At 66.3% G+C, this 13,647-nt stretch carries 13 protein-coding genes; 4 read left to right on the top strand and 9 right to left on the bottom strand.

Going from position 1 to position 13,647, the window contains the following annotated elements:
• The first annotated feature begins 102 nt into the window (after positions 1-102).
• Positions 103-1,404 carry a hydroxyacid-oxoacid transhydrogenase gene (locus tag LG334_RS10465; RefSeq protein ID WP_404385859.1) on the top strand — a complete coding sequence of 434 codons (1,302 nt, stop codon included), beginning with the start codon at positions 103-105 and terminating at the stop codon, positions 1,402-1,404.
• A gap of 481 nt (positions 1,405-1,885) precedes the next feature.
• Here the strand turns inward: LG334_RS10465 and LG334_RS10460 are convergent, their stop codons facing one another.
• Together LG334_RS10460 and LG334_RS10455 are read right to left on the bottom strand one after the other, a co-directional pair.
• A complete protein-coding gene (locus tag LG334_RS10460) occupies positions 1,886-2,344 on the bottom strand; it encodes a polymer-forming cytoskeletal protein (protein WP_404385857.1) in 459 nt (152 codons plus the stop codon).
• Positions 2,328-3,821, bottom strand: coding sequence for a peptidoglycan DD-metalloendopeptidase family protein (locus LG334_RS10455; protein ID WP_404385855.1), 1,494 nt, complete (start codon positions 3,819-3,821; stop codon positions 2,328-2,330). Before LG334_RS10455 ends, LG334_RS10460 begins: the two co-directional genes overlap by 17 nt.
• A gap of 323 nt (positions 3,822-4,144) precedes the next feature.
• Between LG334_RS10455 and LG334_RS10450 the strand changes: the two genes are divergently transcribed.
• Together LG334_RS10450 and LG334_RS10445 are read left to right on the top strand one after the other, a co-directional pair.
• Entirely contained in the window at positions 4,145-4,660 is a 516-nt protein-coding gene (locus LG334_RS10450) for a phosphatidylglycerophosphatase A (RefSeq protein WP_404385853.1), read from the top strand.
• A 25-nt stretch (positions 4,661-4,685) separates the two neighbouring features.
• On the top strand, positions 4,686-5,216 hold the full coding sequence (locus tag LG334_RS10445; RefSeq protein ID WP_404385851.1) for a CinA family protein: 531 nt from the start codon (positions 4,686-4,688) through the stop codon (positions 5,214-5,216).
• Positions 5,217-5,322: 106 nt separating this feature from the next.
• Here the strand turns inward: LG334_RS10445 and LG334_RS10440 are convergent, their stop codons facing one another.
• The 7 genes from LG334_RS10440 to LG334_RS10410 all read right to left on the bottom strand — a co-directional run bounded on the left by LG334_RS10440 (position 5,323) and on the right by LG334_RS10410 (position 12,827).
• Positions 5,323-5,802 (bottom strand): type II toxin-antitoxin system RatA family toxin, encoded by a 480-nt coding sequence (locus tag LG334_RS10440; protein WP_404385849.1) that lies wholly within the window; start codon positions 5,800-5,802, stop codon positions 5,323-5,325.
• A 7-nt stretch (positions 5,803-5,809) separates the two neighbouring features.
• Complete coding sequence (lipA, locus tag LG334_RS10435; RefSeq protein WP_404385847.1) at positions 5,810-6,802, bottom strand: lipoyl synthase; 993 nt, start codon at positions 6,800-6,802, stop codon at positions 5,810-5,812.
• Between the two features lie 7 nt (positions 6,803-6,809).
• Entirely contained in the window at positions 6,810-8,213 is a 1,404-nt protein-coding gene (lpdA, locus tag LG334_RS10430; protein WP_404385845.1) for a dihydrolipoyl dehydrogenase, read from the bottom strand.
• Between the two features lie 31 nt (positions 8,214-8,244).
• Positions 8,245-9,612 carry a pyruvate dehydrogenase complex dihydrolipoamide acetyltransferase gene (locus tag LG334_RS10425; protein WP_404385843.1) on the bottom strand — a complete coding sequence of 456 codons (1,368 nt, stop codon included), beginning with the start codon at positions 9,610-9,612 and terminating at the stop codon, positions 8,245-8,247.
• A 24-nt stretch (positions 9,613-9,636) separates the two neighbouring features.
• Positions 9,637-11,103 (bottom strand): pyruvate dehydrogenase complex E1 component subunit beta, encoded by a 1,467-nt coding sequence (locus LG334_RS10420; protein ID WP_404385841.1) that lies wholly within the window; start codon positions 11,101-11,103, stop codon positions 9,637-9,639.
• Between the two features lie 24 nt (positions 11,104-11,127).
• Positions 11,128-12,144, bottom strand: a complete 1,017-nt coding sequence (gene pdhA, locus LG334_RS10415; protein WP_404385839.1) for a pyruvate dehydrogenase (acetyl-transferring) E1 component subunit alpha — start codon at positions 12,142-12,144, stop codon at positions 11,128-11,130.
• 374 nt (positions 12,145-12,518) lie between these two features.
• Complete coding sequence (locus LG334_RS10410; protein WP_009541607.1) at positions 12,519-12,827, bottom strand: septum formation initiator family protein; 309 nt, start codon at positions 12,825-12,827, stop codon at positions 12,519-12,521.
• Positions 12,828-13,001: 174 nt separating this feature from the next.
• On the opposite strand from LG334_RS10410, the gene LG334_RS10405 reads away from it, so the two are divergent.
• The gene (locus LG334_RS10405) at positions 13,002-13,634 is read left to right on the top strand and encodes a CatB-related O-acetyltransferase (RefSeq protein WP_404386350.1); all 633 of its coding nucleotides are present in this window, start codon (positions 13,002-13,004) and stop codon (positions 13,632-13,634) included.
• Positions 13,635-13,647 lie beyond the last annotated feature (13 nt).

Below are 13,647 nucleotides of genomic sequence, written 5' to 3'. Positions count from 1 at the left end.
GGTCGACTCGGGTACCTGAACGAATTGTCTTTGACGAAGGGGCCAACGCGCAAGACACTAAGCGAAAACATGCCCTAAAGTACCACTCGGGAGGTTTTATCCATGTCCGCGACGCACGCGATGCCGTCCAACCAAGAGACGATCTTCACCGTCGACCCCGTGCCGCTGAAGTACGGCCATGGGGCGCTGGCCGAGATTGGCGACGACGCCAAGGCCATGGGCATGACGCGCGTCGCCCTGTTCACGGATCGAACGGTCGGCGCCCTGGAATGCGTCGCAACGGCGCGCAAGGCGCTGCAGGACGCAGGAATGGAGGTGCTGCTCTACGACACGGTTCGGGTGGAGCCCACCGACCGTTCTTTTGCCGAAGCCGCCGCCTGGGCGCAGGAAGCGGGCGTCGACGGATTCGTCTCTGTCGGTGGCGGGTCCGTCATGGACACGGCCAAGGCCGCCAACCTGCTGAGCACCTGGCCCGACGAGCTGCTGGCCTATGTCAACGCGCCCGTTGGCGCGGCCAAGCCGGTGCCGGGGCCGCTGAAGCCCCACATCGCCTGCCCCACCACCAGCGGCACGGGCAGCGAAACCACGGGCGTTGCGATCTTCGACCTGCCGGAGCGCCAGCTGAAAACCGGTATCTCCAATAAGCTATTGAAGCCGCGGCTGGCCGTGGTGGACCCGACCGCGACCTATTCCCTACCCGCCGGAGTGGTGGCGGCGACGGGCTTCGACGTCCTCACGCACGCTATCGAAAGCTACACTGCACGACCATTCAACTCCCGTGAAAAACCCGCGACTCCGCTCGCCCGTCCGCCATACCAGGGCGCGAATCCGTGGAGCGACGGCGGAGCGCTGGAAGCCATCCGCCTCGGCGGCACCTATCTGGAGCGCGCCGCCCTGGACCCCAACGACACCGAGGCACACGACTTCCTCACCTTCGCCGCCACCCTGGCGGGCATGAGCTTCGGCAACGCCGGCGTGCACATTCCCCACGCCATGAGCTACGCCGTCGCCGGCCTGAACCACGAGTTCCGCGCCAAGGGCTATGAGCGCGAGGGCGGCATGGTGCCGCACGGCATTTCCGTGGTGGTCAACGCCCCCGCGGCCTTCCGCTTCACCGCCGACGCCTGCCCCGATCGCCACCTGACCGCCGCCGCGGCGCTCGGCGCCGACGTCACCGACGCCGCCCCGGACGAAGCCGGCGACGTCCTGGCGACACGGCTCGCCGACATGATGCGCAGGACGGGCCTGCCCAACGGCCTGACCGAAATCGGCTACACCGACAACGACATCCCGGCTCTTGTGAACAGTGCATGGCCGCAGCAGCGCCTGCTCGCCCAGGCCCCAAAGCCGGTGACAGAGGACGATCTGGCGGACCTGTTCCGCGACGCGATGCGATACTGGTGAGGCGGGTTCTGGTGTCGGGCGGCGCCGCTTCATTGGCTGACGGTCGTTCTTGACCCACCAGGTCACCAAGACACCAAGCAACCGGGAGAACGCGGATCATCGGGGGCCGCTTTGCGCCGTCTGCTTCGCGCTGCCCGTGATGGGTTCTTGCGAGGAGCGCGGCTCCTCGCGCTCCTGGTTCGTTTAAGGGGCGGGTTCGGTGGCTGCCGCCGGGCCCTCGTCCCCACGCGACGCGGGAGCGCGAGGGAGGCCGTGCCTCCCTCGCATTTCATTCCGGCTCAGCCGGAAGGCATTGGTACCTTGGTGGAACAACAACAGAATCAGCCCACTGGCGCCGCCGCACCGCCGCACCGCCGTCAGCGCGTCTGCTTCGTGTACTTCGTGTCTTCGCGGCCTCGCAGCACCACCGCCAGCCAAAGCACAAAAAAAGCGAGAGCGGTCAACGCCCTCGCTTCTTTCATTCCGAACCCGCCGCGAGCGATCATGCGATCTTGGCAGGCTCCTTGTCCTCGTCCTTCTTCTCCTTGCCGTCATCAGCCAGCCGCAGGTTGGCGGTGGTGGTGCTGACGTCCTGGAGGCGGCGGCAGTGGCCTTCCATGAAGGCGCCCGGCTCGATGGCGAGGCTTTCGTGGATGATGTCGCCCACCATGTGCGAGGTCGACGCCAGGTAGACCGACTTGGCGCGAACCTGCCCCGAAACGGAACCGTGGATGCGCACGTCGTCGGCGGTGACCTCTCCGGTCACGCTGCCGTTGATGCCGATGACCAGCGAGCGGCACTCGATGTCGCCCTCGATGGTTCCGTCGACCTGGATCTCGCCCTGGCTGACAAGGTCGCCGGTGATCGACAGGTCGGCGCTGATGATGGAGGGCACCGACTTCGTCGGGGCCGTATCGATCCGCCCGTAGTGGGCGGGCGGGGTCTTAGCCTTTGAAAACATCGCTGCCGGCCTTGATGAACAACATGGGATCGTGGGGCTCGCCGTTGACAAGCACCTCGTAGTGAAGGTGGGCGCCGGTGGACCGGCCGCTGTTGCCCAGCAGGCCGATTTCCGTGCCCGTCTCGACCATCTGGCCCTTCTTGACCAGGACCTTGGCCATGTGGCCGTAGCGGGTGCGCAGGCCGTTGCCATGGTCAATCTCGACCAAACGACCATAACGACCGCGCCAGCCGGCGTAAACAACCTTTCCGGGGCCCGGCGCGACAATGGGAGACTTGTAGTGACTCACCATGTCCAGCCCCTCGTGCATGGCGGCCCGCCCGTTGATGGGGTCCGAGCGGCGCCCGAAGGTGGAGCTGATGCGGTAGCCCGGCTTCATGGGCTCGGCCAGCGGCATGGTCGAGGTCAACCTGCGCAGAACGTCAAGGCGATCCAGCTTCAGGTGGGCGTCGTTCATGCTCTGCTTGAGCGGATCGGCCTCTTCGCCATCGGGAACACTGGGCACGAAGGGACCGCCGGTGCCGAAGCGTTTCTGGGTCTTGGTGATCAGCGCGTCCAGGTCGATGCCGGTGGACGACAGCGCGGTCTCCACTTCAGCAATCTTGTCGCCGGCGAGATCGGTGAAGCGCGTGAACAGTTCGATCTGCGATCGCTCCATGCCCGCGATGGTCTTCTCCAGCGCGTCGACGCGCTTGCGCATGGCTTCGCGCTGGGCCGTCGCAAGGTCGCGCTGCAGGACGACGCGGCGCAGTTCCACCTCGATGCTGTCGAGGTCCGTCTCGATGATGTCGCCGCCGCGCTCGGCTTGGCCCAGATCGGCTTCCAGGCGCTCCAGTTCCTCGCGCAGGGCATCGCGCTCGCGGGACGCGCGGGCGCGGCGGATTTCCACCGCTCCCATCTCCTCGACAAGGTCCGAGGCGTCCATGGCGGCCAAAGCGACGGGCGGCGCACCCTCGCCGTCCCCGCCCACCGAGGCGGCGGTGACGATCTCGCTCTTCAGCTTCTTGATCTGGCCCGCAAGGTCGGCGCTCTTGCGCTCGATGGCGTCGCGCTCCTGCGCCGTGGACGCCAGTTCGCGCTCCATGCTCTCAAGGCGGGTGTCGAGAGTGAGGTTCTGGTCCACCAGCGAGAGGATGTGCGCGTGGTTGCGCTCCAGGCTGTCGGTGATGCCGGCGATTCGCTCCTTGTAGACCGAGACCTGCGCCAGCAGGCCCTTGTAGGCCGAACGCACGCGGTCCACTTCCTCGTTCTTCGCGGAAATGATCTGCTCGTGCCCGACGAACATGGCCGACGAAAACGCCATCCAGCCGCCCACGGCCAGTCCGGCGGCGAAAACGGCCACCTGACTGGCGGAAGACAGCTTGAGGGATCGAACCCGTTCGCCCGAGCGAACGATGATCTGGCGTTCTGGGAACCAGCGACGCAGCGTGAGGCGCGCTTTGGAGACATTGCGCTCTTGCGGATCGAATTGCGACATGGGCTTCCTGTTGCGACTCTCTCACCGGCCTTGAAGGGGTGTGCCGCACCACGACATTGTCACGCCGTGCCGGGCCTGTCCGTGACGGTGGTCATCACCGGCACCGACGGGTCACGAACAGAAACGCTTCCCCGGTACCCCCTCGCCCTGTTCATTCTTTCAGCGACGCACCGGGCAGTCCCCGCAAACATCCGGCCAGACCCTCGACCTGACCGTCCGGATGCGGCATGGTAGCGCCGCCTTTTCTCAAGGCGCGGGTACTTTATCCGTCGTTTCAGGAACGGTGCAAGAAAAACCGCCCCGCGCTCAGTCCGAAGGAAGCGATGTCCACCACGTTCGATCCCTTGCACGCGCGGGACCCGACCCGGCATCGCCGGCCGCCCCAGCCGCTGTGGCTGACCCTCGTGGTCACCTGGTTCGGCGCCGGTCTGTCGCCGGTGATGCCGGGCACGGCCGGCTCGCTGGCCGCCCTGCCCTTCGCCGCCGCCATCGCATGGTTCGGCGCGCCCTGGATGCTTGTGCCCGCCGCGCTGCTGGTCTTCGCCATCGGTGTCTGGGCATCGGACGTGTATTGCAAGCGAGCGGGCGTGAAGGACCCGGGGCTCATCGTCATCGACGAGGTGGCGGCGCAATGGCTGACCCTTTCCGTCGCGCCGGTCGCCTTCTGGCCCTATGTGATCGGCTTTGTGCTGTTCCGCATCTTCGACATGACCAAGCCGTGGCCCGTCAGCTGGGCGGACCGTCACGTCGGCGGCGGATTCGGCGTCATGGTCGACGACCTGCTGGCCGGCGCCTACAGCACGGCAGCCCTCTATCTTGTTCTCACGTTCCTACTCTAAAGCCTTGCCCTGACAGGATTCCCCCATGAGTCATCCCGGCGAACTGCTTGACAAATCCCTCATGGACCTGGCGACAGCGGTGCTGGATGCCTGCGTCGTCGCCCGCACGCACCTGGCGACGGCCGAAAGCTGCACCGGCGGCCTGATCGCCGGCTGTCTGACCGCCATCGCCGGGTCGTCGGGTGTTATGGACCGGGGCTTCATCACCTATTCCAACGAAGCCAAGACCGAGATGCTCGGCGTTCCCGCCGGCATGATCGAGGCGCACGGCGCCGTCAGCGAGCCGGTCGCGGAAGCCATGGCCGCCGGGGCGCGGGAGCGGGCGCACGTGGGCGTCGCTGTATCGGTGACCGGAGTCGCCGGGCCCGGCGGCGGGTCTGAGGACAAGCCGGTCGGGACGGTCTGGATCGGCCTCGCGCGCGAAGGCAAGGAAGCCTATGCGAAGCGCCACCACTTCGACGGCGACCGCACGGCGGTCCGCAAGCAGAGCATCAAGGCGGCGCTGCGCATGGTGCTGGAGGAATTGCGGACGGATCGGCCCCACGGCGGAGACTGAGCCGCTTGAGTGTTGCGCGCCTGGGCTGCCGCCTGGGGCCCGACGCACACCATGCGCCGCCCCCCACGCCACCCCCGCTCATCGGGAGCGTGGGAGCACTGCGCTCTCAGCGGATCGTGCCGCCCTTTTCGAGAATCCTACTCTTGCCCTCGCGCGGGCCGTAGAGCTGCTGGGCGCGCTTTTCGAACGCCGCGACCATGCGGGCCACAGCTTCCGAGAACAGGGCGCCGATGATTTTCTGCAGGAAGGCAGAGCGGAACTCGAAGTCGACGTAGAAGTCGATGGTGCAGCCGCCGTCGCTTTCCAGGAACGCCCAATGGTTGTTCAGGTACTTGAACGGGCCTTCCGTGTAGGTCACGTCGATGCGGCACTGCTCCGGCGACAGGGCGACGCGGCTGGTGAAGCGTTCGCGCACCATCTTGAAGCCGATGACCAGGTCCGCCCAGAAAACGTGGCCCTCGCGGCGTTTGATGCGCGCCGCCAGGCACCACGGCAGGAATTCCGGATACTTCTCGACGTCCGCCACAAGGGCGTAAAGCTCTTGGGGCGTGTACGGCAGGAAGCGTTTCTCGGCGTGTGTCGGCATGGGCGCCCTACTCCGCCGCCGGGGCGGCCTGGCCAAGCGCCTTCATGCGCGCGGCCTTCAGCTGCTCGTAGTCGCGGTCGGCGTGGTAGGAGGAGCGCGTCAGCGGCGTCGCCGAGACCATCAGGAAGCCCTTGGCGCGGGCCATGCGGGCGTAGTCCTCGAACTCCGCCGGCGTGACGAAACGGTCCACCGGCGCATGCTTGGGCGTCGGCTGCAGGTACTGGCCGATGGTGATGAAGTCCACCTTGGCCGAGCGCAGGTCGTCCATCACCTGGAAGACCTCTTCCTTCGTCTCGCCCAGGCCCACCATGATGCCCGACTTGGTGAAGATGTCGGGCGCGGTGTCCTTCGCCATCTCCAGCAGACGCAGGGAGCCGAAGTAGCGCGCGCCCGGCCGGATGGACGGGTAGAGGCGCGGCACGGTCTCCAGGTTGTGGTTGAAAACGTCGGGCCGGGCCTCCGCCACGCGCTTGATGGCGCCTTCCTTGTTGCGGAAGTCGGGCGTGAGGATTTCGATGGTGGTGCCCGGCGCGTGCTCCCGCACGGCCTCGATCACCTTCACGAAATGCGCCGCCCCGCCGTCTTCCAGGTCGTCGCGGTCGACCGACGTGATAACCACATGCCGCAGGTGCATCTCGCCCACGGCCTCTGCCACGTTGCGCGGCTCGTCGGGGTCCAGGCGGTTCGGCATGCCGGTCTTGATGTTGCAGAACCGGCAGGCCCGCGTGCAGGTGTCGCCCATGATCATCACCGTCGCGTGCCGGTTCTTCCAGCACTCGCCGATGTTGGGGCAGGCCGCTTCCTCGCACACCGTGTTGAGCGACAGCCGCCGCATGAGCTGGCGGGTCTCGCCATACTCCTTGGAGGTCGGCGCCTTGACGCGAATCCAGTCCGGCTTGCGCTGATATCCCGAGGTCCGGTTGGCCGGAGTCGAGGTCTCGGCGCCGCCGTCGGACGACGTCGGGGAAGCGGGGGCGGTGGTGGTCGGCTCGTCGGTCATGATGCCCTTAGAAATGGATCGCCTTGCCATAGGCGTCAAGCACGGACTCGTGCATCATCTCGGACAACGTCGGATGCGGGAAGATGGTGTGCATCAACTCCTCCTCCGTCGTTTCCAGCGTCTTGGCGATGGAGTAGCCCTGGATCAGCTCCGTCACCTCGGCGCCCACCATGTGCGCGCCCAGCAGTTCGCCGGTCTTGGCGTCGAAGACGGTCTTCACAAGGCCGTCCGGCTCGCCCAGGGCGATGGCCTTGCCGTTGCCGACGAAGGGGAAGCGGCCAACCTTGACGTCGTGGCCCTTCTCCTTCGCTTTCGCTTCGGTCAGGCCGACGGACGCCACCTGCGGGTGGCAGTAGGTGCAGGCGGGGATGTGCTCGCGGTTGATGGGGTGCACGCCCTCCATCCCCGCGATCTTCTCCACGCAGACGATGGCCTCGTGGCTGGCCTTGTGGGCGAGCCACGGCCCCTGCACCAAGTCGCCGATGGCGTAGACGCCCGGCGTGCCGGTGCGGCAATAGCCGTCCACCTGCAGGAAGCCGGCCTTGTCCTGCTCCACCTTCACCTTGTCGAGGCCGATGTTTTCCACGTTGGGCTGGATGCCGACGGCCATGATGACGCGGTCGACGGTGATTTCGGATTTCTTGCCGTTCTCGTCCAGGACGGCGGTGACCTCGCCCTTGCCCTTCTTCAGCTCGGCTACCTTGGTTTTGGTCTTAATCTTGAGCCCGTCCTTCTTCAGCGCCTTTTCCAGGAACGCCGAGATTTCCGGGTCTTCCGCCGGGGTGATGCGGTCCAGCAGCTCCACCACGGTCACCTCGGCGCCCATGGTGGAGAAGAAGCTCGCGAACTCGATGCCGATGGCACCCGAGCCGACGACCAGCAGCTTTTTCGGCATGGTGTTGGGCACGAGCGCGTGCCTGTAGGTCCACACCAACTCGCCGTCAGCCTCCAGGCCGGGGAAGGTCTTGGCGCGCGCGCCGGTCGCCAGGATGATGTGCTTGGCGGAGATGTCGGCGACGGCCTTGCCGTCCTTCTCCACCTTCACCTTGCCCTCGCCGGCCAACTGGCCGTGGCCGTCGAAGACCTGCACCTTGTTCTTCTTCAGAAGGTGCTTCACGCCGCTGGACAGTTGGTTCGCCACGCCGCGCGAGCGCTTCACCACGGCATCCAGGTCAAAGCCGATATCGCCCGCCTTCAGGCCGAAGTCCTTGGCGTGCTTGAAGGTGCGGTAGATGTCGGCGGTGCGCAGCAGCGCCTTGGTCGGGATGCAGCCCCAGTTGAGGCAGATGCCCCCCAGGTGCTCGCGCTCCACGATGGCCGTCTTCATGCCCAGCTGGGCGGCCCGGATGGCGGCGACGTAGCCGCCGGGGCCCGCCCCGACGACCACGAGATCGAACGTGTTCTCAGCCATGTCGATGGTCTCCTTCGTCGCGTGGTCGCGGTTACAGCATGATGGACAGCGGGTCCTGGACGATCGCCTTGAAGGCGGCCAGGAATTCCGCGCCCACCGCGCCGTCGACCACGCGATGGTCGACCGACAGCGTGCAGGTCATCATGGTGGCGATGGTCAGCGCGCCGTCCTTGACGATGGGGCGCTGCTCGCCGGTGCCCACGGCCAGGATGCAGCCCTGCGGCGGGTTGATGATGGCCGAGAACTCGCGGATGCCGAACATGCCCAGGTTCGAGATGGAGAACCCGCCGCCCTGGTATTCCTCGGGCTTGAGCTTGCCGTCGCGGGCGCGCTTGGCGAGGTCCTTCATGTCGTTGGAGATGGTCGCCAGGCCCTTCTGGTCGGCCTTCTTGATGATGGGCGTGATCAGCCCGCCCTCGGTCGCCACAGCCACCGAGACGTCGATGTCCTCCCAGTAGAGGATGCCCTCGTCGGTCCAGGTGGCGTTGGCGGCCGGCACCTTCTTCAGGGCGGCGGCGACGGCCTTGATGATAAGGTCGTTGACCGACAGCTTGTAGTCGCCGTCCGCCTTGGCGTTCAGGCGCTTGCGCAGGTCCAGCAGCTCGTCGATCTCCAGGTCCACCGTCAGGTAGAAGTGGGGGACGGTCTGCTTGGATTCGCTCAGGCGCTTGGCGATGGTCTTGCGCATGCCCGAGTTGGGCTCCAGCCGGTACGGCCGGCCCATGGCGACCTGCTCCGGCGTCGCCGAGGCGGCGGCCTTGGCGGCACCCGGCGCCTGCGGCGCGGCCGCGACGGCCCCCTCCTTCTTGGCGGCGGGAGCGGCGGCCTTGCCGACACCCTCGGCCTTGGCCTTTTCGATGTCGGCCTTCACGATGCGGCCCTTGGGGCCGGTGCCCTTGATCTGGCCCAGGTCAAGCCCGGCGTCCTTGGCCATGCGCTTGGCGAGCGGGCTTGCGAAGATGCGGCCGCCGCCCTTGCCCGTGCTCGCCTGCCCCGACGGAGCGGACGGCGTGGCGGCCTCGGCGGGGGCCGGGGTCGCCGCGGCACCCTCCATGGCGGGCTTGGGCGGGCTTTCGGGCTGCGGGGCCTCCAGCCTGGCCTCGCCGCCACCGGCGCCGGCCGGGGCCTCGGCGCTTTCGATCGCGCTTTCGTCCTCGCCTTCCTCCAGCAGGATGGCGATGGGCTGATTGACCTGGACGCCCTCGGTGCCTTCGTCGACGAGGATCTTGCCGATGGTGCCCTCGTCGACCGCCTCGAACTCCATGGTGGCCTTGTCGGTCTCGATCTCGGCGATGATGTCGCCGCTCTCGACCGTGTCACCTTCCTTCTTCAACCATTTCGCCAGCTTGCCCTCCGTCATGGTGGGCGACAGCGCCGGCATCAGGATCTGGGTCGCCATGTGCCTTGTCTCCTTCCGCCGGATTTACTTGTAGAGCACGGCCTTCGCGGCATCCCGAACGTTTTCGGGCTGCGGCAGGGCCAGCTTTTCCAGGTTCGCGGCGTAGGGCATGGGCACGTCGGTGCCGGCCACGCGCTTCACGGGCGCATCCAGCCAGTCGAAGCACTGTTCCATCATGACCGCACTGATCTCCGAGCCGATGCCGGCGACGGGCCAGCCTTCCTCCACCGTCACGATGCGGTTGGTCTTCCGCACGCTGGCGATGATGGTGTTGATGTCCATGGGGCGAATGGTGCGGAGGTTGATGACCTCGGCGTCGATGCCCTCGTCGGCCAGCAGCGCCGCCGCATCCAGCGAGACACCGACCATGCGCGAGTACGAGACGATGGTGACGTCCTTGCCCTCGCGCTCCACCTTTGCCTTGCCGATGGGCAGCACGAAGTCCTCGACGTCGGGCACGTCGAAGCTCTGGCCGTACATCATCTCGTGTTCCAGGAACACCACCGGGTTGGGGTCCCGGATGGCGGCCTTGAGCAGGCCCTTGGCGTCCGCCGCCGACCACGGCGCCAGCACCTTCAGGCCGGGGCAGTGGGCGTACCACGAGGCGTAGTCCTGGCTGTGCTGCGCAGCGACGCGGGAAGCCGCGCCGTTGGGGCCGCGGAAGACCATGGGGCAGCCCATCTGGCCGCCAGCCATGTAAAGGGTCTTGGCCGCCGAGTTGATGATCTGGTCGATCGCCTGCATGGCGAAGTTGAAGGTCATGAACTCGACGATGGGCCGCAGGCCGCCGAAGGCAGCACCCACGCCCAGCCCGGCGAAGCCCTGCTCGGTGATCGGCGTATCGATCACGCGCTTGTCGCCGAACTCGTCCAGCAGCCCCTGGGTGACCTTGTAGGCGCCCTGGTACTCGGCCACTTCCTCGCCCATGAGGAAGACCTTCTCGTCCTTGCGCATTTCCTCGGCCATGGCGTCGCGCAGGGCCTCGCGCACCGTCTGGCGCTTGAATTTGTCGTAGGTCGGCTCGGCCTCCATGTAGGGGGCGTAGGCCGTGGTGGTGTTGATGACAGGCTCCACCAGCTCGCCGGTCTGCGGCTGCTCGGCCGGCGGTTCGTTGCGGCCGGAGGGGAGCTGCTGGCTGTCGTCGGCCGGCTGCGGCGTGGTGGCGCCGACCTCGGCCTGGGGCTCGTGCTTTTCCGCGGGAGCCTCGGCGGCCTTGGCGGCCAGATCCTCGGCGGCGGAGGCGTCGTCGCCCTCCTCAAGCAGGATGGCGATGGGCTGGTTGACCTGCACGCCTTCGGTGCCCTCGTCGACCAGGATCTTGCCCATGGTGCCTTCGTCGACCGCCTCGAACTCCATGGTGGCCTTGTCGGTCTCGATCTCGGCGATAATGTCGCCGGCGGCGACCTCGTCGCCCTCCTTCTTGAGCCACTTGGCCAGCTTGCCCTCCGTCATGGTCGGCGAGAGGGCGGGCATCAGGATTTCAGTAGCCATTGGTCTTCGCTCGCTCCTATCGCCTCAGAGGTCAACCAGCACTTCGGTGTACAGCTCGGCCGGATCGGGTTCCGGGCTGTTCTGCGCGAACTCGGCCGCCTCGGCGACGATGCCCTTGATCTCCTTGTCGATCTGCTTGAGGTCGTCCTCGCTCATGCCGGCCTCGTCCATGAGGCGCTTGCGGAGGTTGTCGATGGGGTCGCGTTCCGACCGCATCTTCGACACCTCTTCCTTGGTGCGGTACTTGGCCGGGTCGGACATGGAGTGGCCGCGGTAGCGGTAGGTTTCCATCTCCAGGATGTAGGGGCCGTTGCCCTCGCGCACCCAGTCGACCACGCCCTGCGTCTCCTTGCGGACGTTGACCACGTCCATGCCGTCCACCGCCTTGCCGGGAATGCCGTAGGCGTGGCCGCGCTCGTGCAGATCGGGGTTGGCGGAGTGGCGGGCGACCGACGTGCCCATGCCGTACTTGTTGTTCTCGATGACGTAAATCACCGGCAGCTTCCACAGGGCGGCCATGTTGAAGCTTTCGTAGACCTGGCCCTGGTTCACCGCGCCGTCACCCAGGTAGCAGTAGGTGACGCCGTTGTCCTCGTTGTACTTGTGGGCGAAGGCCAGGCCCGTACCCAGCGGCACCTGAGCACCGACGATGCCGTGACCGCCGAAGAAGCCCTTCTCGCGGCTGAACATGTGCATGGAGCCGCCCTTGCCCTTGGAATAGCCCCCGCGCCGGCCCGTCAGTTCGGCCATCACGCCCTTGGGGTCCATCTGGGTCGCCAGCATGTGGCCGTGGTCGCGGTAGCTGGTGATGATGGTGTCACCCGGATTGGCGCAGGCCTGCACGCCGACGACGACGGCTTCCTGTCCGATGTAGAGGTGACAGAACCCGCCGATCAGGCCCATGCCGTACAGCTGACCCGCCTTCTCCTCGAAGCGGCGGATCAGGAGCATGTCGCGGTAGTAGGCCTTGAGATCGTCGGGGGTGATGGAAACGTCGCTCTGGGGGGCAGAGGACTTGGGCTTGCGGCGTTGGGTGGCCATGGTTCCTCCCCGAAATGACGGTCGGTCCGCGCGATGCGGCCGGTTGGTCCCTCTGAAACTACGCATCGCGGCGCGTTTTTCAAGGGCGCGCTGTGTGTAAGCCCTTGTTTTGCAACGCACAAAGAGAACTTAACTGCTTTTCGGTTAAGCTACTGTTCAAGAACGGGAATGAGTCATTCCGCACGACGACGCGGGACATTCGCGGTCGCAAAAGAGCGGCCGGACATGCTGAAAACTTCACGAAACGTGTAAGTCAACGCACACTTATGACCGTCCGTTGCGGCAGCCGATCTACCCGCACGGGTAGGGCGGGGCGGACACAAAGGCATTGCGCGTGTACGGCGCGGCGCGGCCCGGCCGCAATGATGCACGAATCAGAAGCGGTCGAGGGGAATGATGCGCTCGTCGGGGCGGCCCATGTTGAGCATGATGCGCGCCCGTTCCTCGAGCATGTCGGGGTCCATGCTGTCGGGCCGCAGCAGGCTGACCCGGCTTTCCAGGCGTTCCTTGCGGGCCCGGATTTCGGACAGCGTGTCCTCGGCCTTGACGATTTCGTTCTTCAGGTGAACCCAGGCGATGAGCCCGCGGTCGCCCTGGACGATATGGTAGCTGAAATAGACCACTGCGCCCATCCCCACCAGGGGAGCGACGGCATAGCGCAGGCGGCGGCGTATTTCATTCATCAGGACCATGGTCATAGAGAATCACGCCGCGACTCGGGCGTCAACTGCCGTAACGCAAGCAATATCAACGAGTCGGAAGGTGTTGCCGAGGGAACTCACCCGAAGAGGTGATATACCATCCGTCGAAGATCGCAACCGCCGCGCCAGGAGGCGCCCATGCCCGCCGACCCTGCCATGATCCTGCCGGACCCCATGACGCCCTACCCGCTGCCGGGTATCCGTCGCGTGGGCTTCCTGAAGCCGCTTGTCGACAACCCGCTGATCGAGGCGGGCGAGTACACCTACTACGATGATCCCGAGGGACCCGAGACGTTCGAGAAGAACGTGCTTTACCACTTCGACTTCATCGGCGACCGGCTGGTGATCGGCCGGTTCTGCGCGATTGCGTGGAAGGCGACCTTCGTCATGAACGGCGGCAACCACCGCACGGACGGCATCAGCACCTTTCCCTTCCCCATCTTCGGGGGCGGCTGGAGCGGCCGACACGATGGCGAGACGAACTTCCCCCACAAGGGAGACACCATCATCGGCCATGACGTGTGGCTCGGCCATGACTGCCTTGTGATGCCCGGGGTCGCCATCGGCCACGGCGCCGTCATCGCCGCCCGCGCCGTGGTGACCGAGGATGTCCCGCCCTACGCCGTGGCCGCCGGCAACCCCGCCCGCATCATCCGCCGCCGGTTCTCCGATGCCGACGTGGAGACACTGCTGCAGGCGGCATGGTGGGACTGGCCGGTGGCGAAGATCACCGAACACCTGCCGCTCATCGTCGGCGGAGACGTGGCGTCTTTGGCGGCGGTGGCTTGAAGGGAGCGCATTT

Origin of the sequence: Caenispirillum salinarum, assembly GCF_044803115.1 — a bacterium.
In the GTDB taxonomy this organism is placed as follows: Bacteria; Pseudomonadota; Alphaproteobacteria; order Rhodospirillales; family Rhodospirillaceae; genus Caenispirillum; species Caenispirillum salinarum_A.
This window is presented reverse-complemented; position numbering and strand designations above follow the sequence as displayed.

Coding starts and splice junctions, on each gene's coding strand:
- LG334_RS10465 (WP_404385859.1), top strand. CDS start 103: ATGTCCGCGACGCACGCGATGCCGTCCAACCAAGAGACGATCTTCACC.
- LG334_RS10460 (WP_404385857.1), bottom strand. CDS start 2,344: ATGTTTTCAAAGGCTAAGACCCCGCCCGCCCACTACGGGCGGATCGAT.
- LG334_RS10455 (WP_404385855.1), bottom strand. CDS start 3,821: ATGTCGCAATTCGATCCGCAAGAGCGCAATGTCTCCAAAGCGCGCCTC.
- LG334_RS10450 (WP_404385853.1), top strand. CDS start 4,145: ATGTCCACCACGTTCGATCCCTTGCACGCGCGGGACCCGACCCGGCAT.
- LG334_RS10445 (WP_404385851.1), top strand. CDS start 4,686: ATGAGTCATCCCGGCGAACTGCTTGACAAATCCCTCATGGACCTGGCG.
- LG334_RS10440 (WP_404385849.1), bottom strand. CDS start 5,802: ATGCCGACACACGCCGAGAAACGCTTCCTGCCGTACACGCCCCAAGAG.
- lipA (WP_404385847.1), bottom strand. CDS start 6,802: ATGACCGACGAGCCGACCACCACCGCCCCCGCTTCCCCGACGTCGTCC.
- lpdA (WP_404385845.1), bottom strand. CDS start 8,213: ATGGCTGAGAACACGTTCGATCTCGTGGTCGTCGGGGCGGGCCCCGGC.
- LG334_RS10425 (WP_404385843.1), bottom strand. CDS start 9,612: ATGGCGACCCAGATCCTGATGCCGGCGCTGTCGCCCACCATGACGGAG.
- LG334_RS10420 (WP_404385841.1), bottom strand. CDS start 11,103: ATGGCTACTGAAATCCTGATGCCCGCCCTCTCGCCGACCATGACGGAG.
- pdhA (WP_404385839.1), bottom strand. CDS start 12,144: ATGGCCACCCAACGCCGCAAGCCCAAGTCCTCTGCCCCCCAGAGCGAC.
- LG334_RS10410 (WP_009541607.1), bottom strand. CDS start 12,827: ATGAATGAAATACGCCGCCGCCTGCGCTATGCCGTCGCTCCCCTGGTG.
- LG334_RS10405 (WP_404386350.1), top strand. CDS start 13,002: ATGATCCTGCCGGACCCCATGACGCCCTACCCGCTGCCGGGTATCCGT.